General features: G+C 40.7%; 24 protein-coding genes, 1 other RNA gene and 1 pseudogene. 14 read left to right on the top strand and 12 right to left on the bottom strand.

Going from position 1 to position 22951, the window contains the following annotated elements; genetic code table 11:
* Positions 1 to 3 precede the first annotated feature (3 nt).
* Positions 4 to 384 carry a hypothetical protein gene (locus ACMFNG_RS02410; RefSeq protein WP_011013104.1) on the top strand — a complete coding sequence of 127 codons (381 nt, stop codon included), beginning with the start codon at positions 4 to 6 and terminating at the stop codon, positions 382 to 384.
* On the opposite strand, the gene ACMFNG_RS02405 is transcribed toward ACMFNG_RS02410, so the two are convergent.
* The 6 genes from ACMFNG_RS02405 to fba form a co-directional block, all read right to left on the bottom strand.
* A complete protein-coding gene (locus ACMFNG_RS02405; protein WP_011013103.1) occupies positions 365 to 2233 on the bottom strand; it encodes an aldehyde ferredoxin oxidoreductase family protein in 1869 nt (622 codons plus the stop codon). The genes ACMFNG_RS02410 and ACMFNG_RS02405 overlap by 20 nt on opposite strands.
* Positions 2233 to 3069, bottom strand: a complete 837-nt coding sequence (locus ACMFNG_RS02400; protein WP_011013102.1) for an aldo/keto reductase — start codon at positions 3067 to 3069, stop codon at positions 2233 to 2235. The genes ACMFNG_RS02405 and ACMFNG_RS02400 overlap by 1 nt, the downstream gene beginning before the upstream one ends.
* A gap of 107 nt (positions 3070 to 3176) precedes the next feature.
* Entirely contained in the window at positions 3177 to 4412 is a 1236-nt protein-coding gene (locus ACMFNG_RS02395; RefSeq protein WP_011013101.1) for a 2,3-bisphosphoglycerate-independent phosphoglycerate mutase, read from the bottom strand.
* A 48-nt stretch (positions 4413 to 4460) separates the two neighbouring features.
* Positions 4461 to 4934: a THUMP domain-containing protein gene (locus ACMFNG_RS02390; protein WP_011013100.1), complete on the bottom strand. Its 474-nt coding sequence runs from the start codon at positions 4932 to 4934 to the stop codon at positions 4461 to 4463.
* Complete coding sequence (gene speB, locus ACMFNG_RS02385; protein WP_014835524.1) at positions 4931 to 5791, bottom strand: agmatinase; 861 nt, start codon at positions 5789 to 5791, stop codon at positions 4931 to 4933. The genes ACMFNG_RS02390 and speB overlap by 4 nt, the downstream gene beginning before the upstream one ends.
* Before the next feature lie 61 nt (positions 5792 to 5852).
* Entirely contained in the window at positions 5853 to 6698 is an 846-nt protein-coding gene (fba, locus tag ACMFNG_RS02380) for a class I fructose-bisphosphate aldolase (protein ID WP_430515193.1), read from the bottom strand.
* Positions 6699 to 6802: 104 nt separating this feature from the next.
* Between fba and ACMFNG_RS02375 the strand changes: the two genes are divergently transcribed.
* Entirely contained in the window at positions 6803 to 7012 is a 210-nt protein-coding gene (locus tag ACMFNG_RS02375) for an LSm family protein (protein ID WP_014835525.1), read from the top strand.
* Between the two features lie 9 nt (positions 7013 to 7021).
* Positions 7022 to 7756, top strand: coding sequence for a molybdopterin-guanine dinucleotide biosynthesis protein MobB (locus ACMFNG_RS02370; RefSeq protein WP_011013096.1), 735 nt, complete (start codon positions 7022 to 7024; stop codon positions 7754 to 7756).
* A 50-nt stretch (positions 7757 to 7806) separates the two neighbouring features.
* On the opposite strand, the gene ACMFNG_RS02365 is transcribed toward ACMFNG_RS02370, so the two are convergent.
* Positions 7807 to 8346: a CBS domain-containing protein gene (locus ACMFNG_RS02365; RefSeq protein WP_011013095.1), complete on the bottom strand. Its 540-nt coding sequence runs from the start codon at positions 8344 to 8346 to the stop codon at positions 7807 to 7809.
* A gap of 76 nt (positions 8347 to 8422) precedes the next feature.
* Here ACMFNG_RS02365 and ACMFNG_RS02360 point away from each other — a divergent pair, with 76 nt between their 5' ends.
* The 4 genes from ACMFNG_RS02360 (at position 8423) to ACMFNG_RS02345 (ending at position 12324) form a co-directional block, all read left to right on the top strand.
* Complete coding sequence (locus ACMFNG_RS02360; RefSeq protein ID WP_014835526.1) at positions 8423 to 10324, top strand: phosphoadenosine phosphosulfate reductase family protein; 1902 nt, start codon at positions 8423 to 8425, stop codon at positions 10322 to 10324.
* Positions 10325 to 10464: 140 nt separating this feature from the next.
* Positions 10465 to 11349 (top strand): asparagine synthetase A, encoded by an 885-nt coding sequence (locus tag ACMFNG_RS02355; RefSeq protein ID WP_011013093.1) that lies wholly within the window; start codon positions 10465 to 10467, stop codon positions 11347 to 11349.
* Between the two features lie 45 nt (positions 11350 to 11394).
* A complete protein-coding gene (locus ACMFNG_RS02350; protein WP_011013092.1) occupies positions 11395 to 12042 on the top strand; it encodes a phosphoribosyltransferase in 648 nt (215 codons plus the stop codon).
* Between the two features lie 3 nt (positions 12043 to 12045).
* Positions 12046 to 12324: a hypothetical protein gene (locus ACMFNG_RS02345; RefSeq protein WP_014835527.1), complete on the top strand. Its 279-nt coding sequence runs from the start codon at positions 12046 to 12048 to the stop codon at positions 12322 to 12324.
* Here ACMFNG_RS02345 and mce read toward each other — a convergent pair whose 3' ends face one another.
* The 3 genes from mce to ACMFNG_RS02330 are packed head-to-tail and all read right to left on the bottom strand — an operon-like array spanning position 12325 to position 14161.
* The gene (mce, locus tag ACMFNG_RS02340; protein WP_011013090.1) at positions 12325 to 12726 is read right to left on the bottom strand and encodes a methylmalonyl-CoA epimerase; all 402 of its coding nucleotides are present in this window, start codon (positions 12724 to 12726) and stop codon (positions 12325 to 12327) included.
* Positions 12719 to 13684 carry a methylmalonyl Co-A mutase-associated GTPase MeaB gene (gene meaB / locus ACMFNG_RS02335; protein WP_011013089.1) on the bottom strand — a complete coding sequence of 322 codons (966 nt, stop codon included), beginning with the start codon at positions 13682 to 13684 and terminating at the stop codon, positions 12719 to 12721. The genes mce and meaB overlap by 8 nt, the downstream gene beginning before the upstream one ends.
* Before the next feature lie 42 nt (positions 13685 to 13726).
* On the bottom strand, positions 13727 to 14161 hold the full coding sequence (locus ACMFNG_RS02330; protein WP_011013088.1) for a cobalamin B12-binding domain-containing protein: 435 nt from the start codon (positions 14159 to 14161) through the stop codon (positions 13727 to 13729).
* 119 nt (positions 14162 to 14280) lie between these two features.
* On the opposite strand from ACMFNG_RS02330, the gene ACMFNG_RS02325 reads away from it, so the two are divergent.
* Both ACMFNG_RS02325 and ACMFNG_RS02320 read left to right on the top strand, forming a co-directional pair.
* Positions 14281 to 14877: a DUF7411 family protein gene (locus tag ACMFNG_RS02325; RefSeq protein ID WP_014835528.1), complete on the top strand. Its 597-nt coding sequence runs from the start codon at positions 14281 to 14283 to the stop codon at positions 14875 to 14877.
* Positions 14870 to 14925, top strand: an RNA gene (locus ACMFNG_RS02320) — C/D box small nucleolar RNA. The genes ACMFNG_RS02325 and ACMFNG_RS02320 overlap by 8 nt, the downstream gene beginning before the upstream one ends.
* On the opposite strand, the gene ACMFNG_RS02315 is transcribed toward ACMFNG_RS02320, so the two are convergent.
* The gene (locus tag ACMFNG_RS02315; protein WP_288072586.1) at positions 14923 to 16644 is read right to left on the bottom strand and encodes a hypothetical protein; all 1722 of its coding nucleotides are present in this window, start codon (positions 16642 to 16644) and stop codon (positions 14923 to 14925) included. The two genes, ACMFNG_RS02320 and ACMFNG_RS02315, sit on opposite strands and share 3 nt — an antisense overlap.
* A gap of 105 nt (positions 16645 to 16749) precedes the next feature.
* Between ACMFNG_RS02315 and ACMFNG_RS02310 the strand changes: the two genes are divergently transcribed.
* The 4 genes from ACMFNG_RS02310 to ACMFNG_RS02295 are packed head-to-tail and all read left to right on the top strand — an operon-like array spanning position 16750 to position 20460.
* Complete coding sequence (locus ACMFNG_RS02310) at positions 16750 to 18216, top strand: DHH family phosphoesterase (RefSeq protein WP_011013084.1); 1467 nt, start codon at positions 16750 to 16752, stop codon at positions 18214 to 18216.
* A 1-nt stretch (position 18217) separates the two neighbouring features.
* The gene (locus ACMFNG_RS02305; RefSeq protein ID WP_011013083.1) at positions 18218 to 19741 is read left to right on the top strand and encodes a dihydropteroate synthase-like protein; all 1524 of its coding nucleotides are present in this window, start codon (positions 18218 to 18220) and stop codon (positions 19739 to 19741) included.
* A gap of 34 nt (positions 19742 to 19775) precedes the next feature.
* A complete protein-coding gene (locus ACMFNG_RS02300) occupies positions 19776 to 19970 on the top strand; it encodes a hypothetical protein (RefSeq protein WP_011013082.1) in 195 nt (64 codons plus the stop codon).
* Positions 19960 to 20460: a PUA domain-containing protein gene (locus ACMFNG_RS02295; protein ID WP_011013081.1), complete on the top strand. Its 501-nt coding sequence runs from the start codon at positions 19960 to 19962 to the stop codon at positions 20458 to 20460. The genes ACMFNG_RS02300 and ACMFNG_RS02295 overlap by 11 nt, the downstream gene beginning before the upstream one ends.
* Before the next feature lie 220 nt (positions 20461 to 20680).
* Here ACMFNG_RS02295 and ACMFNG_RS02290 read toward each other — a convergent pair.
* Positions 20681 to 20926: pseudogene (locus tag ACMFNG_RS02290) on the bottom strand (SDH family Clp fold serine proteinase); the annotation flags it as partial.
* Positions 20927 to 20988: 62 nt separating this feature from the next.
* Here ACMFNG_RS02290 and ACMFNG_RS02285 point away from each other — a divergent pair.
* On the top strand, positions 20989 to 22926 hold the full coding sequence (locus tag ACMFNG_RS02285; RefSeq protein WP_011013079.1) for an alpha amylase N-terminal ig-like domain-containing protein: 1938 nt from the start codon (positions 20989 to 20991) through the stop codon (positions 22924 to 22926).
* Positions 22927 to 22951 lie beyond the last annotated feature (25 nt).

Here is a 22951-nt window from a genome sequence, read left to right as displayed (position 1 = left end):
GTTGTGAAAATAAATGACATCATTAGAGAAAACATTGAGAAGGATGGGCTTTGGCTTGTGATAACTTTTAAGACTCCTTATGGGCCAAGAGATACTTTGGAAATATTAGAGAGAGCTATTAGGGAGAGCGGATGGGATGTAACCTTTAGTGCAAACTGGTGGACTGCAGATATTCCCTACGGGCTTGCGAGAGTGGATGCTAAGAAAAATGGAAAGGAAAAAATAGTGTTGGGGAAGTGGGTGTTGGGAAAGAGTTGCAAAATAATTAAGGTGGAAAATTTAGACTTGGAAAAAGGAAAAGAAGAGTTCTTCAGGATGGTGGATAGCATAGCGTCAACTTTAATCCACGACCCTGTTATAAGGACTATGAGAGAGCAGTATTGAGCATTCTCCTCTTAACTACTTCCAATGCTCTCTTTGCATCTTCCTTGAACTCTGGGTATCCAAGTTTCTCCATTGTTTCTGGTAGTGGAACGCCCAACTCTTCATCCCATCCCCTTAGCCTGTAGAACTCTCTCCTTGCCTCCAAGAAGTCGTTGTAATCAATGAATGCTGCGTTTCCCTTTGCTGGACCATCTTTTTCTGGCTCCCACCAGCGTGGTGGTATTGTATCATCTAATGGTGGTGTAATCCACTCGAGTGCATTGTAAATTCTTGCCATGCTCTCTACAGCCTGCGCAACTCTCCTTAGCTTCTCCACTGACCATTCTTCTCCAGTAGCTAGGGAATATAGCTTAGCCAAATCGTCAAGCGTGTACGGGACGAACTTGCACACACCTAGCATGTTTATAATGTACATGTAGTCTCTGTCCTCAATGAGCGATGGGACTAACTCCTTCGCTGGTCCATCGTTTGGCAATTGGTGAGGGCTTGGCCATCCCCTCAAGTGGGAAGCACCAATGTCAGCTGTAGCATAGCTTAACGCGTAGGTTCTCCTTCCCCTGGGATCCCAGGCAGGGGATTCCAATCCTTTAACATGAACAGCGAATTCGCATCCTCTTCCTAATCTTTCGCAGGCTCTCTTAACACCGTCAGCTAAAACTGCGCCTATTCCCTTTCTCTCCGCTATTAGGTGAATTAGCCTTTCCACTGCCTCTGCATCTCCAAATCCCTTTACTGGAAATCCAATTTCTTCCTCTGTAATGAGTCCTCTCTCAACCAGTTCTAAGAACCATGCAATGGTATTTCCAGTAGCTATGCTGTCGAGTCCATAGTTGTTAACCAGCCAAATGAAGTAAGAAACTGCTGGCAAGTCAAATACTCCCGTGGCAGCTCCGAGCATTCCCAAACTTTCATATTCGGGCTTAACTCTTATCTTCTTCCCTTTGTACTCAATTTCCATATACATGCTGCACTTTATGGGGCAGCTCTTTCCGTGGATATACCATTCAGGCTCTATCTCATATCTCTCGATTTCGAGGCCCGAAAGCTTCTTAGCCAGCTCTTCAGGAATGTGCGGTTTGGAGAAATTATAAGCTGAACCCATTCCAACTTCAGCTGCCCACAGGAGAGCAGTTGTAGTTCCGTATTTTCTAGTGTCAGCGTACTTTGGATCAGTAGAGAACTTTTTGTAAAACTCACTCCACAGTTGTTGGAACTCTTCAGTATGAGCGACTTTTGGTCTCTCCCCAGGCTCTACCACGATAGCTTTAACTCTCTTGCTTCCGAGCACTGCGCCGAGTCCTCCCCTTCCGCTGGCCCTCTCGGTGTCGTAAACAACATTTGCCATTCTACTCATCTTCTCTCCTGCTGGTCCTATCATTGCTATGCTAGCACTTGGATGATCTTTCCAGATTTCTTTTGCCACTTCATAAGTGCCCTTACCCCATAGGTGCTCAGCTGGGTTTATTTCAACTTTTCCGTCGTGAATGTATAGATAGACGGGCTCTTCAGATCTTCCCTCTATTATTAGGGCATCAAAATGCCCCTTGAGCTTTGGGCCAAAAGCATCTCCTCCACTGGAATCTGTGATAAGCCTAGTGGTTGGGCTCTTTGAGACTGCAATTACCTTGCTTCCCCCTGGGACTAGGCCTGTTAACCCTCCAGTTGCAAATACAAACTTATTTGCGGGGCTTAGGGGGTCTGTCCCAGGAGGAACTTCCTTGTAGATAATGTAATATCCAAGCCCTTTTCCACCTATAAACTTCCTGATTATCTCTTCTGGAAGGTCTTCATACTTAACTTTCCCAGTTGTGAGGTTAACCCTTGCAATTTTTCCCTTATACCCAAACATCACACACACCTCCTTGCCATCTCTCTATCCTCCTCTGAAAGCCTCCATCCCATAGCTCCAAAGTTTTCTTTGAGGTGTTCCTTGTTGCTTGCTTTTGGAATTGCTACAACATTTTCCTCCCAAATCAGGTAGTTTAAAGCCACTTGAGCAGCTGTTTTTCCGTATTTTTCTCCAATTTTAGCTAGACATTCATTCCTTGCAAGAGTTCCCTTTTCTAGAGGTGTGTACGCCATTAATGCTATTCCTTCACGCTTCATGTAGTCGAGAAGTCCTGTAGTTTCGGGCCAGCGGTCTTTCACTGAGTATTTAACTTGATTTGCTACAATCTCATACTTCCTCATGACCTCCTGGGAGCGCTGGAGAAGTTCCAGATTGAAGTTGCTAACTCCAATGTACCTTATCACTCCCTCATCTACGAGGTCTTCCAAAGCGTGAAGTGTCTCCTCTATCTTCTTGAAGTCATCAACGGGCCAGTGCAACAAATAAAGGTCAATATAAGTTCCTAACCTTTTAGCACTTGCTCTAGCAGCCTTCTTTGCTTCCTCATACCCAAAGTGAGTTGGCCAGACCTTGCTCACTATGAAGATGTCCTCACGTTCGAATTCTTTAATGGCCTCTCCAACTATTTCCTCAGCATGACCAGCTCCATAGAATTCCGCTGTGTCGATTAAATTCATTCCTAATTCAAGTCCATATCTTATTGCTTCTATGCTTTCCTTATCCCTAGAATAGTCTGGGGTCTCTCTCCCTCCTATTCCCCATGTTCCCATTCCAATTGCCGTTACCTTATCATCTCCTATACGCTTAAGGTCGTTGAATGCATTTACCCTTTTCATAATTTCACACCAAAATAGTTTTGATATACACCTTAATTAAGGTTTCTACCAAAACGCTAAGTTAAGAAACGAAAAGGTAATTTCAGTAGAAAGAGAAATAAGAAAGATCAGGCGCCGAACTTCTCAGTCCTATTCATTAAATCCATCATAATTGGGACTATGTCGTGCCCTCTTATCCTTCCAAGGCCTCCGCGCATTGCCTCTCTTTCGCCGAACTTCTCCGTGTAATCTGCCCTAACTCCTCCTCCAGCTATCAAAAGTGGAACTGGATCCCCACTGTGGTTCATAACTTCACATGGAGTTGAGTGGTCTCCAGTTATTGCTATGACTACATCCTCCAGATCAACGTGATCCACTATGTATTTAATCATCCTATCGGCTCTTTCTATTAGCTCTGCCTTTAGCTTTGGATTGTTGTCGTGGCCAGCTGCATCTGTTGGCTTGAAGTGTATGAAGACAAAGTCGTAATCCTTCAGCAATTCAACTGCCTTTCTAGCCTTGGCCATCTCATCGGTATTGTACTCTCCAGTAGCTCCTTTTGGAGTATAAACGTCAAATCCAATGGCCTTTGCAACTCCCTTTACCAAAGCTACTGCAACTACTGCGGCGGCCTTAACCTTCCACTGCTCCGTGAATTTCATTGGGATGTTTGGATAAGTACCCGCCCCTCTAATTAAGAGGTAATTTGCCACTGGTTTCCCTTCTTTTCTGCGCTTCTCATTTATTGGATGCTTATCAAGGACTTCATGGGCTTTTTTGACAAACTCTTCCAGGATTTCGGCAACCTTCTTGCTCGCTTCATCTTCCCAGGTGAAGGGGTGGGGTGGTTTTCCTGCCTCATGAGGATCGTTCTCTCCAACTTTGTATCCCTCTGCCATTCCTTTCAAAACCAGAACAGCTCTGTGTCCAGTTGCGCCTTTGAATATGAAGTCTACTGGAATATCTACATTCTCCTGTATTGCCTTTGCTAGTTCATGAGCCTCCTCAGTGCTAATCCTTCCGGCTCTTCTATCTGTTATCACTCCATTCTCCAAAGTTGCAAAATTTACTCTGAATGCTAGATCGTCCTCGTCTAACTCCAAACCAACACCAAGAGCCTCAAAATATCCTCTCCCCCTGTAACTCTTATAGGGATCATATCCGAAGATGCTTAGGTGGGCAGTATCACTTCCTGCTGGTTGGCCAGGTTTTATTGGATCTTGTTGCCCAAGAATCCCTATTTTGGCAAGGTAATCCATGGTGGGTGTATTTGCATACTCTAAAGGAGTTTTGCCTCCGAGCTCTTTTATGGGTCTATCTCCAAGGCCATCCAAAATAATAAGCACTCCTTTTCTCTGCTTCATTTTTAATCACCTACAGTGAGTGGAAGAAGGAAAATATAAGCTTTAAGTTCAATCTTCAACTTTCTTCTTGACAATCTCTCCAGGTCTTAAAATCGAGATCAACGCTTTGTTTTTTAACACATTGACAAAAACTATCACATCGGGGTTCTCTAAATCAACTGGGTTTTCAGTTATCTTTTTTATTATGCTTCCCAACTTTCTCTCAAGCTCCTTTTCCCCAACTTTCGCTCCCCTAACTTTAGCTCTAACTGCAAACTTCCCCCTGGGAATAGTTTTGGCAATTTCTTCGATCTTATTTTCAAGTTCCTCAAGAGGGACTACATAATCGATGGGGATAAAGCGTTGAAGGGCGAAAGTTTCAAACGTCTTTATTCTCTCTATTGCCTCCTGCTTTCCTAGCGGGGTCTCTCCTATTAAAACTCCCCCCCACCTTGTTCTTTTCACCTTGGCATTCAACGCCCACTCGAGCTCGAGCATTGCATCTCCTTCTCTCCCAGGGGGGCATGTGGCGAGGAATTTCATTTCTTAATCCCCTCGAACATTCCCAGGAGGTAGAAGAGGAGCTTTGCCCCAGTTAAGGCTGTTACATTGCCCAGCTTTTCTCCTCCAACTTCCATTATATCTATCCCAATGACTTCCCTGCTCTCTGATAACCATTCTAAAGCTTCCACAACGTCCCAGAATCTTAATCCTCCAGGCTCTGGGGTTCCAGTTTCAGGAACTAGAGATGCATCGAAGGTATCTATGTCAATTGAAAGGTATATGGGCTCTGGTAGAGTGCTAACAATATCTACAAACGCTTCAAAGCTGTAGTCTCTTGCATGAATCCACTCTATTCCGTTTTTCCGTGCAAAATCCACCTCCTCCTTAGTCCCACTCCTCACTCCAAATATTGCCACTTCTACTCTCAACTCATTTATTCTTCTAGCAACACAAGCATGGTTGAACTTTGAACCCCCGTAGCTGTCTCTTAAGTCCAAATGCGCATCAAAGACTACATAACTCTTAGGTTTGAGGACTCTTACTGGGGCTAGCGTCATAGAATGCTCTCCACCTAGGAATATTGGCAAAGCTTTGGGATTTATTTCTCTCAACTCTCTCACAGTTTCCTCAGCGACCTTTAGTGCCTCTTCTATACTCACAGGTAGTGCTACATCTCCAGCGTCAGCTATCTTAGCTTCGGCTAAATCAACGTCATAATCCAAAATGTAGCTCTCAAAATTTAGAGTAGCTTGCCTTATTAAAACTGGACCAAACCTTGCACCTGGCTTATAGCTTGTAGTCCCATCATAGGGAAGGCCCAGAATCACGTAGTCGGCATCTTTTATGTTGACTAGTGGCAGTTCCATATCAAATGATTTGTAGGTATGTAACAGCATGTCATCACCAAAAAGACGAGCTAGAGAAGAGTTTAAGAATTTTATCAAAAGAAAAGAAAAGTCAAATGAGACCTTCTGCCTTAGCAGCTTCCTCTGGATCTTCATTTCTGTGGATTACCCTAATGAGGGCCTTAATCATTGGTTCTGGGTTTTCTCTTTGGAATATATTTCTTCCAACAACTGCTCCAGCTCCTCCAGCTTCAATAACTTCCCAGACAACCTTTAGGAAGTCAACAGGATTTTCGGTCTTAGCTCCACCACTTAAAAGAACTGGAACACCAGCGGCAGCTTCTACGACTTTTGCAAACGTCTCCTTTGATCCTGTCCAATAGGTCTTTATCATATCTGCTCCACTTTCTGCAGCAGCTCTTGCTCCATACATAACTACCCTGTAGTCTTCCTTCTTTCCGTACTTTTCGTCAATGTAGGGCCCTCTTGGGTATGCAAATTGGACTACTGGGTAACCAAGGTCGTGAGCATAGCTCACTATTTCTGCAAACTGTCTCATCATGACATCTTCTTGAGGAGAACCCCAGTAGACTGTTGCGGCGATTGCATCTGCACCAAGCTTTATTGCGTCATCAACAAAACTTAATTGACTCTGCAATAGTTGTTCTGGCTTGGGCCTCAGGTTTGTTTTGCTTGTGAGCTTTATCATTAATCCAACTTCTGGCTTAACCTCGTCACCAGCTATTCTCGCAAGTCCTGGGAGCATCATGACTCCATCGATTCCAGCTCTTACTACTTTCCTGATTATAACCCTTGGATTTACATGCTCCCAAACTGGCTCAAAGTCCGTAGGGCCGTGCTCAAAGCCGTGGTCCATGGCGAAGATTAAAGCTCTTCCATCTCTCCTAAAGAATCTTTTTAGCCTCCTCTTAATTCCAACATTTTGAGGGGCCTCCATACGTATCACCTACCGTGATTGAGCTCTATAACTTAAAAGCTTTTTCAAACTTTAAGGAGAATAGCTTATAACTTATTATCCCAGGGAAAGGTGGAGGGATGGGTATGGAAAGCCTACTTGAAAAAGTTCTCAAGGAATGGAAAGGGCATAAAGTAGCAGTTTCCGTTGGAGGGGATCACTCGTTTACTGGAACGTTAGAGGATTTTGATGAGGAGGTAATCCTTCTCAAGGATGTGGTTGATGTAATAGGAAATAGAGGAAAGCAGATGCTTATAGGGTTGGAGGATATAAACTGGATAATGCTACTAGAGTAGGGTGAGAAAATGAAGGCTATGGAGTTTGTTGGATACAAGAAGAGCGGGAAGACGACATGTGTGGAAAACGTTGCCAAAGTATTAAAAAAGGAAAAAGGGTACAGAGTTGCAATAGCCAAAAGCATGCACTCAAACTTTGACAAAGAGGAAACTGACACGTGGAAGTTCTCTAGAATAGCTGATTATGTGATAGTTCATGCCCAGGACATAGACGGTTTACTGTTCAAAGCTAAAGATGTAAATGCATTGTTTTCAATGGTTTCGGCGGACATTTTGCTCATAGAAGGATTCAAAAGTATAACACATGTTCCAAAAGTTATCTGCGCGAAAAGTGAAGAGGAAGTAAGGGAGTTAAATAATGGCCTTGCAATTGCAGTAAGTGGGGTAATTGCAAATAAAGGAATAAAGGAAATAGATGGGCTTCCAGTAATAAATGCAACAAAGGAACCAGAAAAATTGGCGGAACTAGTGGAGAAGAAGGGTTTCATGCTTCCAAATATAGATTGTGGACTGTGTGGATACAACTGTGCGGAAATGGCGAAGCTAATTGTCAAGGGAGAGAAGACAGTTAAGGATTGTGTCGTTTTGAGCTCAACTCCAAAAGTTACGATAAAAATTGATGGACAGGTTTTACCCCTAAAAGATTGGGTTCAAGAGCTTGTAGAGAAGACAATCAAGGGAATGCTTTCTGCCATGAAAGGTTACAGAGAGGGAAGAAAGATAGAAATTGTAATTAAAGAGTGAAGACTCAGTCCGTGGGCGTTTCTTCATCTATCCGTGGAGGTGCTTTCTCTTCATCGTCCCTCAATTAAGTCTTTACATGTCTCGCAAACCCATAGTTCTCTTCCTTCGTGATAAACCTTGTATAGTGCTCCATATTGACCGCAAACTTCACATATTCCATAAACTTCAGATTCCTCCTCCCTCTCTTCCTCTTCTTCCTCATGATTATGAGATGCTAGTGCAGCAAGAATATCAGCTGCAGTTACAAATCCAATAGGTTTTCCGAACTTGGTTACAAGGACTCTTCTCACCCCTTTCTCCGTCATTAATTCAATGACATCCTCGATATCGTAATCATACTCGATTTTTACTGGATTCTTTGTCATAATTTCTTCAACTTTGACTTCCTTGGGATTCTTTCCTTTGGCAACGACTTTGTCGAGAATATCTCTCTCAGTAACAACTCCAAGAATTTCATCTCCTTCCATCACAACAGCACTTCCGGCCTTGTTCCTAGAGAGAATTTTTGCAACCCTATCAACTGTATCCTTGGGTTGTACAACAATGGCTTTTCTTTTGACAACTTGTTCCACTAGTATCTTCTGAGCCATGATGATCCCTCCTATTCACTTAGTGATAGGTAAAGAAATTTAAAAAGATTATGTGAAGGGAGAGTGTGGTGAGAGGGTGAGGAAAAAAGGTCCTGTTATACTTGGAAGATTTTGGATTCATTGGTGCGAGAAGTGTAACGTTCCTCTAATTTCAGATAAATGTGACATTCATGGAAAGAAAGGTGTGTTCAAGATAACTCTAACCCCTCCAGGGGACGTTAGATTTGCATTTAAACGGGACATCGAGCTAATAGTGGAAGTTTTTAAGAAGCATTATGGGGTAGACATTTCGAAAATTTTGGAGGGAAAAGTTGTCCTTCTAAACAAGATACCAAGTGAAGATGATGCTTATGAAATTATCTTTGATGGGTTTATTTTTGGGAATATCATATTTGATCCAATAAAGCTGGAATGGAGGCCTAGCTTAAAGATTGAAGGTGCAAAACTTCTCTGGGAAAAGTTTGGAAAAAAGCTGAAAAAGTGGGTTATCATAGATAAGGGTGCTGTTGAACCTGTCAAAAAGGGAGCTAATGTTCTTCCAGTTGGGATATTGGAAGCTGAAGAGAGCATCAAGAGAAATGAGGAAGTAATAGTTGTCAGCGAAGATGGGGAAGTTGTGGGGGTAGGAATAGCAAAGAAGGATTACGCGGGATTAGTTTCGAAAGAGAGAGGAACTGGCATAAAAATGAAAAGAAAGGCCTGGGGAAGTGGAAAGAGAGTAAAGGATAGAAAGGCAAGCATTGAAGATGTTATACGCGCAAACAGGACGGCATTGGAAGAAAAAGTAGAAGAGGCTAAAGAGTTTATGAGGAAAACTCAAGAAAAATACAACTTGCCTATTGCCGTTGCATATTCTGGTGGAAAGGATAGCTTAGCTGTTCTAGGACTTGCATTGGAGACTTTTGAAAGGTTCACTGTCTTTTTCAACAATACAGGAATTGAGTTTCCTGAAACATTAGAGAATGTGGAGGAAATTAGAAGAGAGTTGGAGCCTAAGGGAATAAATTTTGTAATTGCAGATGCAAAAGATGCTTTTTGGAGGGCAATAAACGTATTTTCTCCCCCTGGGATGGATTATAGGTGGTGCTGTAAAGTTACTAAGCTTGGCCCAATAACTTTGGCTATAGATAAGCACTTTCCCCAGGGAGTTCTTATGTTTGTGGGTCAGAGAAAGTTTGAAAGCTTTAAGAGATACAAGCAGGGAAGGGTGTGGAGAAATATATGGGTGCCGAACGAAATTGGTGCAGCCCCAATTTTCCATTGGACTGCACTTGAGGTTTGGCTTTACATATTTTCCAGAAAATTAAAGTATAATAAGCTGTACGAGAGGGGGATTGATAGAATAGGATGCTTCCTTTGTCCAAGTCAATCTTTGGCTGAAATAGAGAGATTAAAGAAAGAAAAACCAGAGTTATGGGAAAAATGGTATACGGAGTTGGAAAAGTGGAGAAAGAGACTCAATCTTCCTGAAGAGTGGATTAAATATGGATTCTGGAGATGGAGAAGAATTGGGAAGAGGGAGAAAGTGATAGCAAGAGAATTGGGGATTTACATTCCAGAAGAAAGAGGATGGAATGCCATTAAGTACACAATAGAGGAGAAAAATGGAGAATTCAAAGTTAAGATATCCACTAAAGTAAATTTAAAGAGGATTAAGGAGGTTGCTCCTATACTTGGCCCAGTAGAAGAAGAAAAAAGCGTCCTTAGAGCTGGGGATGTTATCTTCGATGCTGATCGGAACTTAATTCTCGCCCCTACTCTGGATGAGGCATACCTTTCCTATTTTCTCATAAGGAGAGCTTATGAATGTGTTGGATGTGGAGTTTGTGTAACAAAATGTCCCAAAAGGGCAATAGAGATAGATGAGAAGAGGAAGAAGATAATCGTTAATCCTGAAAAGTGCATTCACTGTAGAGAGTGCATGGAGGTCTGTCCTCTTGTAGTTATTAAGGGAATTGAGGAGGGTAGTCAGCTTTAGATGACTGTCAACATTGTTTTTAAGTAAATTAGCATTTTGATTATTTTCTTCGTTTTTAATTATCTTTTTTGCATAATTTTCAAAAATTCATGCATAAATGACATAAAGGATTTTTGAGAGATGACAAAACGGTGAAAAACATGAATGCTGTTGAGATAATATCCAGAGAAATATCTCCAACATTAGACATTCAGACAAAAATCCTTGAATATATGACGGATTTCTTCGTTAAAGAAGGCTTTAAGTGGCTCCTCCCAGTTATCATTAGTCCAATAACAGATCCTTTATGGCCAGATCCAGCAGGAGAAGGCATGGAGCCCGCGGAAGTGGAAATTTATGGTGTAAAGATGAGACTAACCCATAGCATGATCCTTCATAAACAGCTGGCAATAGCAATGGGGTTGAAAAAGATATTTGTCCTATCACCAAACATAAGATTGGAAAGCAGGCAAAAAGATGATGGAAGGCATGCCTATGAGTTTACTCAATTGGACTTTGAAGTAGAAAGGGCAAAGATGGAAGATATTATGAGGTTAATTGAAAGACTCGTCTATGGCCTCTTTAGAAAAGCTGAAGAGTGGACAGGAAGAGAATTTCCCAAAACGAAGCGCTTTGAGGTCTTTGAGTATAGTGAAGTTCTAGAGGAATTTGGGAGCGATGAAAAGGCTAGTCAAGAAATGGAAGAGCCCTTCTGGATAATTAACATTCCTAGAGAGTTCTATGATAGAGAGGTGGATGGCTTCTGGAGAAATTATGATTTGATACTTCCTTATGGTTATGGAGAAGTGGCAAGCGGTGGAGAGAGGGAATGGGAGTACGAAAAAATAGTAGCAAAGATAAGGAAGGCCGGTCTAAATGAGGATTCCTTTAGACCCTATTTGGAGATTGCAAAGGCTGGAAAGCTGAAACCAAGTGCAGGAGCAGGAATTGGAGTTGAAAGACTTGTTAGATTTATAGTAGGGGCAAAGCACATAGCTGAAGTGCAACCTTTCCCAAGGATTCCGGGAATACCTGCGGTCATATAAAGCAAAAATCTTAAATTCTCAATTCCATCTTTTGAGAGGGACACCATGAAGAAGTTTCCCGCGTACCTTGCATCCTGGGAAGACATAGAGAACTGGGCTAAGGCAGGAGCTTGGAAGGTTCTTGAGAGCGGTTGGATGCCCGATGTAATAGTAGGACTTGCAAGGGGAGGATGGATAGCAGCAAGGCTTTATTGTGACTACTTGGGAGTTAAAGACCTTGTAAGTATTAAGGTTGAGCATTGGGGAGTAACTGCAACGCCCGATGGAAGAGCTAGGTTAAAATATGGGGCTCAATATGACTTTGAGGGCAAGAAGGTTCTAATTGTTGACGACATAACTGATACGGGAGAGAGCATGAGCTTAGCGTATGAGTACATGAAGTCTAGGAATCCTGCCGAGATTAGAACTGCGACCCTTCTCAATATAAAGGGCTCAAAATTCGTTCCGGATTACTACGCCAAGGACATAGATTGGGTCTGGGTTGTGTTTCCGTGGAACTTCGTTGAGGACATGATAAACTTAACTAACAATCTCTTTGAGGAGAAGGACAAGCTAACAACAGACGAGATAATTTCTCTGTTCAAGGAGCTACACGGCATTGAAGTTCCCAGGGAGAAACTAGAAGAAGCCTTAAGAATGGCAGAAAAGCGGAAGATTTTTAAGTTTGAGAACGGCTTCTGGACGAAGGTGTGAGTAGTGGATAAGGAAAAAGCGATAAAAGACATCAGAGAGAAGAGCAACTATTCGAGAGAAATATATGAGATGAACAAAGAGGAAATCGGAAAAGTTCTGGATAGCTATGAAGATCTAAAAGAAAACTACTTAGAGAACCATCCGAGAGCGAGAATAATAAGAATAGTTGTGAAGGAGGAAAATGATCTACCATTAGCAATTGAGTTCCATAGAAAAGATGATTCATTCAAAGACTTCACAATAGCTATAGGAAAGCCATATATAAAAAGAGAGGAGAAGTAATCATTCCTTCCTTTCGCATAACTCAAGAAGAACTCCCGTTACGCTCTTTGGATGAATGAAGGCTATCTTAGCTCCTCCTGCTCCTATTCTTGGTTTTTCATCTATTAACCTGTACCCCTTCTCTTTGAGCTCCTCGAGCTTCTTCTCAATTCCTTCAACCCCAAGAGCTATGTGGTGTATTCCCTCTCCTCTCTTCTCAATAAACTTTGCAATAGGAGAATCTTCGCTGGTTGCCTCTAAAAGCTCAATTCTGCTCTCTCCAATCTTTATAACGGCGACTCTAACTTTCTGGTCAGGAACTTCTTCTATTTCCTCAACTTTTAGTCCTAGCCCTTCCCAAATCTTAATGGCTTCTTCTAAATTCTTCACAGCTATTCCAACGTGGTCAATTTTCTTAAACACTCTTCCCACCTCCAATTATTTTTTCCATGATAAGGGAAGCGGCAGAGTAAGGATCTAGTTCCTTTTTCATAACCTTCTCTAAAATATCTTCAAGATTTCCAGCCTTAATTGAAACCTCAACCTTTTTCGCTATCATATCGGACACAATGGTCTTTATCTCCTCTTCTACTCTTAGTCTTTTCTTTTCCTCTAATTTTCCGGATTTTTCTAGGAACTCTCTATGCCTCTTTATCTGCTCCCAAAGTTCTTTGATACCTTTTCCAAGAGTTGCAACTGTTTCAACTATAGGTGGCCTCCAGCCGAGCTTTTCCCATTTTTCGCTCTCTAAGTCTAAGGTAAGGGAGAGTTCAAAGTAAGTTGCGTCTGCTCCTTCCCTGTCAGCCTTGTTTAAAACGAATATATCAGCTATTTCCATAAGACCAGCTTTTATAGCTTGAATATCATCCCCTAACCCAGGAACTGTAACTAAAACAACAGTATCAGCGGTCTTCACGATATCAACTTCTACTTGACCAACGCCAACAGTTTCAACAAAAATTATATCACAACCATATGCATCTAGAATCTTTATTGCATCGTTAGTAGCCTTCGCTAATCCTCCTAGGCTCCCTCTAGTAGCCATGCTTCTAATGAAAACCCCTGGGTCAGTTGCGTGATCTTGCATCCTAATTCTATCACCTAACAATGCTCCACCTGTAAAGGGAGATGTTGGATCTACGGCAATTACACCTACTATTAGTCCTTCTTTTCTTGCTTCTTTCACCAATTTATCTACCAGAGTAGACTTTCCTGAGCCAGGAGGACCAGTTATTCCAACTATATAGGCATTTCCAGTTAGAGGGTATATCCTTTTTATAATTTCTCTTGCCTTCTTTTCATCATTCTCTACTAGGGTTATTAGCCTAGCAACGGCTCTTCTGTCCCCTTTTCTCATTCTCTCTACAAGGTCGTCTATCATACATCATCACTGGAGAAATTATCCAAGAACAATATAAAAGGATTAAGTAGAGGATCTGAACTTCTTGAGCTTTTCAACGTTTTTGTCGATGAACTCAATTATGGTTTTTAGAGGAGTTCCGGGGCCAAAAACTTCTGCAACTCCCATCTTCTTTAGTTCTTCGGCGTCATCTGGTGGAATTATTCCCCCAGCAACAACTAGAATATCTTCTCCAGGCTTTATTCCTTTCTCCTCCAACAGTTTTAGTATCTTAGGTATTAGAACCATATGAGCTCCTGACAAAATGCTTATCCCAAGAACGTCAACATCTTCTTCAATGACAGCCTCAACTATCTGTTCTGGAGTCTGTCTAATTCCCGTATATATAACTTCATAACCAGCATCTCTAAGGGCTCTTGCCACAACTTTTGCTCCTCTGTCATGTCCATCAAGCCCGGGCTTGGCGATTAGGACTCTAACTTTAGATCTCTCTACCATTATCTTCCCCCAAGTTTTACTAACGTGAAATAATATTTAAAGGTTGCTAAATGTAAAGAATTTGGACATTTTATCCTAAACAAGGCAAGATTTTTATTTAAATGCTGTTAGCTTATTCCATGAAAGTGGTTTATCATCTCTTTAGTGGGGGAAAAGACTCTTCACTTGCGGCATGGATACTCAAAAAATTAGGATATGAGGTTAAGCTAATAACGATAACCTTTGGAGTCTTAGATAATTGGAAGTTTGCAAGAGAAACGGCGGAAATACTTGGTTTTGACCATGAAGTTATAGAAATGCCAATAGGGATCTTAGAGAAAGCTACGGAAATGTGCATAAAGGAAGGAAGGGCGGGAAATGCAATCCAATACATTCATGAAAGAGCTCTTGAATATATCGCTTCCCGTGAAGAAGTGAAAAGGATTAGTGATGGAACTAGGAGAGATGATAGAGTGCCATTTTTAGACTTATCAAAGGCAAGATCACTTGAAGATAGATATAATGTGGCGTATATTCGGCCTCTTCTCGGATTAGGGTACAAAACAATTAGAGAGCTTGTAAATGAAATATTTGTTGTTGTTGAGGATGAAAGCGAAAAGGTTCAAAAGGGGGATTATGAGACGGAATTAAGAGAGTTGATAAGAAGAAAAGGACATGATCCAAGTCAAATATTTCCCAAGCGTCACGTTCAGTCTAGGGTTGTTGGGTTGAGATGATGAACTCGGCAGGTCCTGAAGGATGATGAGGATCTTGAGTGCTGATCACCTAACTATTATACTTAGTCTCCCTATCTTAAACTGTACACCTGTTTCCTGACTAACTTCTCTTATAACCCTGAGTATTACCTCAGTTGCTCTTCTCTTTATCTCTTCATCGCTAATGGAGGATAATGCCCCAAATAATCCCTCTTCTTCAATTTTTGCAAGACTAGCCTCAATTATTAGTTCAACTGAAGAACCTTTTGGCTCATAGTTGAGCTTAAGCCACCTTAAATTAGCGCGAGGTATTGATCTAAGTTCATCTTGCATTTTCTGCCTTAACATTTGGACTGAAGTTTCTATTCGTGCTTTCAAGACGTTTTCTTCAACTTCCTTCTTTTTGTCTTCTAGTAGATAATTCAACTCTTCTATTCCAGCCTCTCTCAGCATTTTTTCAACTTCTTTTTCTAGGCTTTCTTTCTTTTTGAGAATTTCTACTGCTTTTGTAGATAGCTCGGCTTCCTTAGAAAGACTCACTTCAACTTTGTTAACCCATACGTACTTCCCTACTATCTTGCTCAATTCTGAGGCATGTCTTCTTGCCAAGTTAACGATTAAAGCCTGGAGCCTTGCTTCATCCATCTCTTTGGATTTTCCTTCTAACTCAATGTTTATCTCAAATTCTCGAACTCCTCCTAGAACTTCGATGAATAATCTATCAACAAGAACTCCGTTGGCTTCTATCTCTTTTAGCAACGTTCTACTAAACCTCACAAAGTACTGTCTAAATTGCGGATCTACGGCTAGATATAAGTTTGGAGCTAATTGTTCTGCTTTTGGCTTAGTTAATCTCCAAAGGCTTACATCTTCTCTTTCCTTCTCTTCAATAGATTCCACACGACCCCCTGCAATAACGTTAACCTTTATGCTCTTAATTAGAGGCTTATAATCGGTATCTCTCCTAATTTTCGGAAGATGTTTGTGTATAGTAAACATAACTCTTCTTTTGAGAATTTCAGGATTGCCTCCTTCTTGAGAAGCCACGTAAAACTCCCCGCTTATATGAATGACTCCTTCTCCAACTTGGGCAGAGAGGTCGTAGGAAGATATCTTTGCCCCATTTAACTGACTTGTAATCTCGTTGTTAACAGTCTCTACGTAACTTCTTATTGCCTTCTTTATTTTTTCTTTTACTTCTTCGCTGATATCTCCAACAACCTCAATTTTGCTTTCTTTTCGTATTTCTATTGGAGCTTCTTTTTTCTCTTCTTTCTTTTTCTTTTCTTCGGTGACAATTTCTTCGGTCTTCTTCATTATCTTTTGAATTTCTTCTTCTTTTTCTTCTTTTGCTTCTTCTATTGCAGATTCTATAGTCCTAGTGGCTCCTTTTTTGAAAACACTACTCAGTGGAACAGCTGGGGTTTGAGAATACACTTCCAAGTTGTTTGCAAGAATTAACCTGAACTGGTTGTCATCTAAAGGATATACAGAAACTATTAGGGGAAGCTCAACGAGTTCAGCTAATTTTTTAATTGCTTCCTCTCCAACGACTTTTTTCTTTGCTTGGACATAGGAACATTCTATTGCGAGAATCCTAGAACCATCCACTAACATTTCCAGGAGATAATTGTCTTCCATGTCCTTACCAAAGATTTTTACGTATGCACCCCTAGCTTTGGTTGAATTTATAACGCTGAGTACAGTATTTAAAAGATCTTCAGCGGAGAGGCATACTGAATTTTCTACCCCTGGCTTAAGATTTCCAAATTCCATGTCCCTCACCATTAGAGATATATACCCATAATGTAATGATAACAGTTAGATGTTCCAGCCTTAAATTTAGATTAGCGAAGACAATATTTAAACATTATTGAATTCCAGGTGACGCTCATGCGAGTCTTAGTACTTGGAGGAGGGGTACTGGGAAGAGCCATAGCAGAAAGTCTATTTGGAGAGTTTGAGGTTATTGTAGTGGAGAAGGACGAGGTTAGAGTTCAGACTCTGGCTGAAAAAGGGTTGCAAGTAGTTCAGGGTGACTTTTCTTACACAGCTACCTTGCTAAAGGCTCATATCGAAAAAGCAGACCTCATTGTCATTACGATAAGTGATCCAGAGGTAATAGCAAAGACTCTTCATGTGATCCAAAATAACAACAAAGATGCAGCTGTTCTTCTAATTTTGCCTGAAGATACCTCTTTAGAGGAAATTGCGTCGATAGCAAAGGAGAAATACGATACTGACGTCAAAGTTGACTATGTAATAAATCCAAGAAGTGCTATTGTTAGGGCAGTAGTGGATACAATAGAAAAAATTGGGGAGAAAAAGAATTCTATGAAACTCATAGAAAAGCTAAATGAGATAAAGGAAAATACTGACACACTCTTGATAGTTATGCATGATAATCCTGATCCTGATTGTATGGCAAGCGCATCGGCTCTCTCCCTAATTGCTCAGACGGTAGGTTTAAAGACAGTAATAGTTTACGGGGGAGATATAACTCACCATCAGAACAGAGCCATGGTTAACATTCTTGGAATGGATTTCAGGAAAGTTTCGAGGGGAAGTTATGAAATTAAGAGGCATTCGGCGATTGCCATCGTTGATGCCCAGCCAAATGGAAACATTTCAATCTTGGACGATGAGGACATAGCAAAGGTCCAAATAATTATAGACCATCATCAAATCCTTCAAAATCTAAGAGAAAAGCTTCCCGATAATTGTTTTGTCGATATAAGGCCCGAGGCAAATTCTACATCCTCAATTTTGGTGGAATACCTGAAGTCCCTCGAAATACCAATTGACGAAAACCTTGCCACGGCCCTCTTCTATGGAATGTACATAGATACCAAAAAGTTCTCCAAGCTAAGTAAGATAGATATAAAGGCCATAGAATTTCTCAGTGGACATGTGGATTATGACCTCCTAGATAAAATTGAGTTCCCAGACATTAGCACAGAAACTGCAGAGATTCTTGCTAGGGCAATTTTAAACAGGAGAATATACAAGAACGTAATAATAAGTAACGTTGGGTTCATTGCCAATAGAGATGCCATAGCGGAAGCAGCAGACTTTTTGCTGAGACTTGAGGGAATAACAACTGTTCTTGTCTTTGGGATAGTAGATGACAGAATTGAAATCTCAGCAAGAACAAGGGATGTAAGGGTTAACATAGGCGCAATAATGAAGGAGGCATTTGGTTCTCTTGGAAGTGGTGGAGGACATCCTCAGGCTGGAGGAGCGAGAATACCCCTAGGAATATTTAAGCTTGCAAAGGATAAGGCATCCCTTCTAAGACTTGTTGAGGAGGCGATAACGGAAAGGTTTTTAGAGGCCCTGGGAATGAGGGAGGGCACATAATTTGAGAATTCTTCTTGTTACTGGTAGATTAGCGGAACCTCTAGTTAGAAAATACGGAAAAGGATGTGATGTTTTTGTAACTCCAGTTACGGTAGCTGCTTTTCTAACCCCCGAACTTATAGTGTACTATCTGAAAAAATCCAAAATAAACGTGAAGGAATATGACCTAATATTGATTCCCGGTCTTGTAAAAGGATCAGCAGAAGTTATAGAGAGGGAGTTTGGGGTTCCTGCATATAAAGGTCCAAAGAATGCTGTTGATATTCCCCAGGTGTTGAAAGCCATAAAACAGGGATTCAAGCTAAGCAAGATAGTGCCAGCAGATGAGTTATTTTCTCAGGATGCGCTAAAGAAAGTTGAAGACATAAGAAACAAGGCTAAAAACAAGAGATACATAGAGAAGGCTCTGAAGAGGCCTGGAAATATATTAATTGGAACTCTCCCTGTAGGGCTTGATTTCCCTACAAGGATAGTGGCTGAGATTGTTGACGCTCCTTCTCTAACAATAGAGGAAATAATGAGGAAAGCAAAATACTATCTAAGGGAAGGTGCTGATATAATCGACATAGGAATGGAAAGTGGGAAAACTAATGTGGAATTCCTTGAAAGTGTTCTTCCAGAAATCAAGGAGAAAATAAATGCACCACTCTCCTTGGATACGCTTAACCCAAAGGAAATTGAAGCTGGGGAGAAGGAAGTAGATCTTATTTTGAGCGTTGATTTTGGGACAGTTGAGGAAATATTGCCCTCAAAGCCAGTAGTTTTAATTCCAACGAATATGAAGGAAGGAAAGTTTATAGAAGATCCCATAGGAAGGGCAAAAGCGTTAGAAAAACTTAAGGAAAAGGCCCTAAATCTTGGATACAAGGGGTTGATACTTGACCCTATATTAGAGCATTATCCGAACTTTTCCAGGTCTCTAGTGGCGTTTTACTTATATAGGATGAGAAATCCTCAGGATATTCTCCTCGCGGGGGTAGGAAATATTACCGAAATGATGGATGCAGACAGTGTGGGATTAAATGCTCTCTTGGCAAGTATAGCTGGTGAGCTTAAAATTTCGCTCCTTTTAACGACGGAAGTAAGCCCAAAAGCTACTGGAAGCGTTAGAGAGCTTAAAAGAGGTATTGACATGGTTCTCTTGGGAGGAGTAAAAGACGTGGGTATTAACCTGCTTATCCTGAAAGAAAAACGAAGGAAGGAGCAAAAGATTGAATTCGCTAAAACAATTATTAGGGCAAAGAAAAAGCCTGTAAAGTTGGAAGAAGTGTATTTTAAAATTTACGTTGTTGGAACAGAGCTTGCTGTAACGGCATATAAAGGAACAAATCCTGTTATGACGATCATCGGAAAGGAACCAAATGAAATCATAGACACAATACTAGAGCATTTTTCGATATCCCCTCGGCATGCATTTTACCTTGGTAGGGAGCTTGAGAAGGCATATACTGGATTAAAAATAAGAAGATCCTATATTCAAGAAGAAGAGCTCTTTGGCGATTTTTATTTTGAGAAAGGTTTATAACTCATTATCGAGAAGTATAATCTGAGGGATCTTCATGCAACCAAGAAAGAAAATCAAGAAAGAGTTTGAAGAAGAAGAGGAGCTTTTAGAAGAGATGGAGGAAGATTGGACGGAAGAAGAGGAGTGGGAAGACTGGGAGGAAGAAGAATACGAGGAAGATTGGGAAGAAGATTGGGACGAAGAGTGGGAAGAGGAGGAGTGGGAGGAAGAAGAAGAGGATGAATGGTGAAATTATAGCAAGAAGAGCATCTTCTTGGGAGATAGATCTCATACTCAAAGAAGCGGAAAAATTTGGGACACTTGTCCATAATTTTTTTGCCATAGTTGAAGGGAAATATCGAGACGTTTATGCGGTAAATAATGAAGTTTGGAAGATTATTGAGGATTTAACAGTGAGACCTTTTGCGCTAGGAACCTTTGTAGGGATGATAAAAGTTGACGAGAACCTCGTTGAGAAATTTTATCCAGCCATAGAGTTCTTTACCTTTGTTGATATTGAAAAGAACTATGCTGTTCTTGGCCCTAAGGCATCTTTTCTGTTTACTACTGGAAAAGACGTTCCTAAAAAAGCAGTGAGAAAGCTAGTTTGGAAAGGAAGCAAAAAAATTGTAGTTATGAACGAGTTAGGGGACGTTCTTGGAATAGGAAGAATAAACCCAAGTAACGAGGAAAAGTTCATAAAAAATATAACAGATGTAGGAGCATTTCTAAGAAAATAACTATTACTTAGCTTCCTGCTTCCCTGGGAAAGAAGCGAATTCAACTGTTCCTCTTTGCCTTACGGGTTGCTTATAGCCATAAGTGCGTAGACCTCTTCTGGGACTTGAAGATGTGGGGAGTCACCGTTCCCCCCGAAAGCCAGCCAATGAAGATGAGAGGCTGGAAGGTTGGCCATGTCGATATTTACGAACTTTACACAAAATCACGGCCAACCAGAACGGCCATTCTTATAGCCTTTAGAACTTCCTCACTATCTTCAATGCTAATGAACCTATATATTGGAATTCCAAATGGGCCATTGTTTATGAATCAATGTTGTGACTGTGGAGTTTCCTTTCTAGCACGTCTCTCTAGGAGATTTGCTTTAGCAAATTGTTGTCTATATTGCATCCGTGGCCATTGTAAGAGGTACATAAACAAAAACCACTGTATTAAAGACCCCAGAAATCCACTAAGGAGATCCACTTTGTATATATTCTAACTTAACTACTGAAACGTTTTTATTCCTTTAAGCAATTGCTACAAACATGTATAAGCTCGTCAGTTTCAGAGATAGCGAGATCTTTGGAAGAGTTGCAGAGGTGGAATTTTCCCTAATAAGAGAAGGAAGCTATGCATACCTCCTTGGTGACTTTAATGCATTTAATGAGGGAAGTTTTAGAATGGAGCAAGAAGGAAAGAATTGGAAGATTAAAATCGCCCTTCCAGAAGGGGTATGGCACTATGCTTTTTCAATAGATGGGAAATTCGTCTTAGATCCAGATAATCCTGAAAGAAGAGTATATACTAGAAAGGGTTACAAATTCCACAGAGAAGTTAATGTTGCAAGAATTGTCAAAAGTGACGATTTGGTTTTCCATACTCCTTCTCTCCTGTATCTGTATGAAATTTTTGGGAGGGTTCACGTTCTTTTAAGGACACAAAAGGGGGTAATAAAAGGGGCAACTTTCCTGGGGGAGAAGCATGTTCCTATGAGGAAGAAGGCTTCTGATGAGCTATTTGATTACTTTGAGGTTATCGTAGAAGGAGGAGATAAGAGGTTAAATTATTCATTTGAAGTATTAACAATGGAAGGAGCGAAATTTGAGTATGGTCAATTTAAGGCGAGACCCTTCAGTATCGAATTTCCAACCTGGGTTATTGACAGGGTATTCTATCAAATAATGCCAGACAAATTTGCTAGGTCTAGGAAAATTCAAGGAATTGCCTATCCAAAAGATAAATATTGGGGAGGAGATCTAATCGGAATTAAGGAAAAGATAGACCACCTTGTGAACCTTGGAATAAATGCAATATATTTAACTCCAATCTTCAGTTCCCTCACATATCATGGATATGACATAGTTGATTATTTCCACGTTGCAAGGAGACTTGGAGGAGACAGGGCCTTTGTGGATTTGTTATCTGAGCTTAAAAGGTTTGATATAAAGGTTATCCTTGATGGGGTATTTCACCATACGAGCTTTTTCCACCCATATTTCCAAGATGTTGTAAGGAAGGGGGAAAATAGCAGCTTTAAAAACTTTTACAGGATTATTAAATTTCCAGTAGTCTCAAAAGAATTTCTTCAAATCCTCCATTCAAAATCTTCCTGGGAAGAAAAGTACAAAAAGATAAAATCCCTTGGCTGGAATTACGAGAGCTTTTTCTCAGTTTGGATAATGCCGAGATTAAACCACGATAATCCAAAGGTTAGAGAGTTTATCAAGAATGTGATTCTTTTCTGGACAAATAAGGGGGTCGATGGATTTAGAATGGATGTTGCTCATGGGGTTCCTCCAGAAGTGTGGAAAGAAGTTAGAGAAGCATTGCCAAAAGAAAAGTACTTAATTGGAGAAGTTATGGATGATGCAAGGTTATGGCTGTTTGATAAATTCCATGGAGTCATGAACTATCGGCTCTATGATGCAATCTTAAGGTTTTTTGGATATGAGGAGATTACAGCCGAGGAATTCTTAAATGAACTAGAGCTCTTAAGCTCGTATTATGGCCCAGCAGAGTATCTAATGTATAATTTTTTAGACAATCATGATGTTGAGAGATTTTTGGATATAGTTGGGGATAAGAGGAAGTACGTGTGTGCTTTGGTCTTCTTGATGACTTACAAAGGTATTCCATCTCTCTTCTACGGAGATGAAATAGGGTTGAGAGGGATTAATCTCCAAGGAATGGAATCTTCCAGAGCACCAATGTTGTGGAATGAAGAAGAGTGGGATCAAAGGATTTTGGAGATAACAAAGACACTAGTAAAGATTAGGAAAAACAATAAAGCCCTCCTTTTTGGTAATTTTGTCCCGGTGAAGTTTAAAAGAAAATTCATGGTATACAAGAGGGAACACATGGGAGAGAGAACTATCGTTGCCATTAACTACTCAAATTCACGCGTTAAAGAACTAGGAATAACAATTCCTGAATATTCGGGCGTGATAATTAATGAAGATAAAGTGAAATTGATAAAGTACTAAAATTTCTCTTTGACGTTCATTTATG

It is taken from the genome of Pyrococcus woesei, assembly GCF_050496105.1.
GTDB classification, from domain to species: domain Archaea; phylum Methanobacteriota_B; class Thermococci; order Thermococcales; family Thermococcaceae; genus Pyrococcus; species Pyrococcus furiosus.
This window is presented reverse-complemented; position numbering and strand designations above follow the sequence as displayed.

What these genes read in the sequence shown, in the direction of transcription:
- ACMFNG_RS02355 (WP_011013093.1), top strand. Translation starts at nt 10,465, where the DNA reads ATGAATGCTGTTGAGATAATATCCAGAGAAATATCTCCAACATTAGAC.
- meaB (WP_011013089.1), bottom strand. Translation starts at nt 13,684, where the DNA reads ATGATAGACGACCTTGTAGAGAGAATGAGAAAAGGGGACAGAAGAGCC.
- fba (WP_430515193.1), bottom strand. Translation starts at nt 6,698, where the DNA reads ATGGAGGCCCCTCAAAATGTTGGAATTAAGAGGAGGCTAAAAAGATTC.
- ACMFNG_RS02285 (WP_011013079.1), top strand. Translation starts at nt 20,989, where the DNA reads ATGTATAAGCTCGTCAGTTTCAGAGATAGCGAGATCTTTGGAAGAGTT.
- ACMFNG_RS02395 (WP_011013101.1), bottom strand. Translation starts at nt 4,412, where the DNA reads ATGAAGCAGAGAAAAGGAGTGCTTATTATTTTGGATGGCCTTGGAGAT.
- speB (WP_014835524.1), bottom strand. Translation starts at nt 5,791, where the DNA reads ATGCTGTTACATACCTACAAATCATTTGATATGGAACTGCCACTAGTC.
- ACMFNG_RS02400 (WP_011013102.1), bottom strand. Translation starts at nt 3,069, where the DNA reads ATGAAAAGGGTAAATGCATTCAACGACCTTAAGCGTATAGGAGATGAT.
- ACMFNG_RS02330 (WP_011013088.1), bottom strand. Translation starts at nt 14,161, where the DNA reads ATGGTAGAGAGATCTAAAGTTAGAGTCCTAATCGCCAAGCCCGGGCTT.
- ACMFNG_RS02365 (WP_011013095.1), bottom strand. Translation starts at nt 8,346, where the DNA reads ATGGCTCAGAAGATACTAGTGGAACAAGTTGTCAAAAGAAAAGCCATT.
- ACMFNG_RS02390 (WP_011013100.1), bottom strand. Translation starts at nt 4,934, where the DNA reads ATGAAATTCCTCGCCACATGCCCCCCTGGGAGAGAAGGAGATGCAATG.
- ACMFNG_RS02310 (WP_011013084.1), top strand. Translation starts at nt 16,750, where the DNA reads ATGCGAGTCTTAGTACTTGGAGGAGGGGTACTGGGAAGAGCCATAGCA.
- ACMFNG_RS02405 (WP_011013103.1), bottom strand. Translation starts at nt 2,233, where the DNA reads ATGTTTGGGTATAAGGGAAAAATTGCAAGGGTTAACCTCACAACTGGG.
- ACMFNG_RS02325 (WP_014835528.1), top strand. Translation starts at nt 14,281, where the DNA reads ATGAAAGTGGTTTATCATCTCTTTAGTGGGGGAAAAGACTCTTCACTT.
- ACMFNG_RS02315 (WP_288072586.1), bottom strand. Translation starts at nt 16,644, where the DNA reads ATGGTGAGGGACATGGAATTTGGAAATCTTAAGCCAGGGGTAGAAAAT.
- ACMFNG_RS02370 (WP_011013096.1), top strand. Translation starts at nt 7,022, where the DNA reads ATGAAGGCTATGGAGTTTGTTGGATACAAGAAGAGCGGGAAGACGACA.
- ACMFNG_RS02300 (WP_011013082.1), top strand. Translation starts at nt 19,776, where the DNA reads ATGCAACCAAGAAAGAAAATCAAGAAAGAGTTTGAAGAAGAAGAGGAG.
- ACMFNG_RS02350 (WP_011013092.1), top strand. Translation starts at nt 11,395, where the DNA reads ATGAAGAAGTTTCCCGCGTACCTTGCATCCTGGGAAGACATAGAGAAC.
- ACMFNG_RS02375 (WP_014835525.1), top strand. Translation starts at nt 6,803, where the DNA reads ATGGAAAGCCTACTTGAAAAAGTTCTCAAGGAATGGAAAGGGCATAAA.
- ACMFNG_RS02295 (WP_011013081.1), top strand. Translation starts at nt 19,960, where the DNA reads ATGAATGGTGAAATTATAGCAAGAAGAGCATCTTCTTGGGAGATAGAT.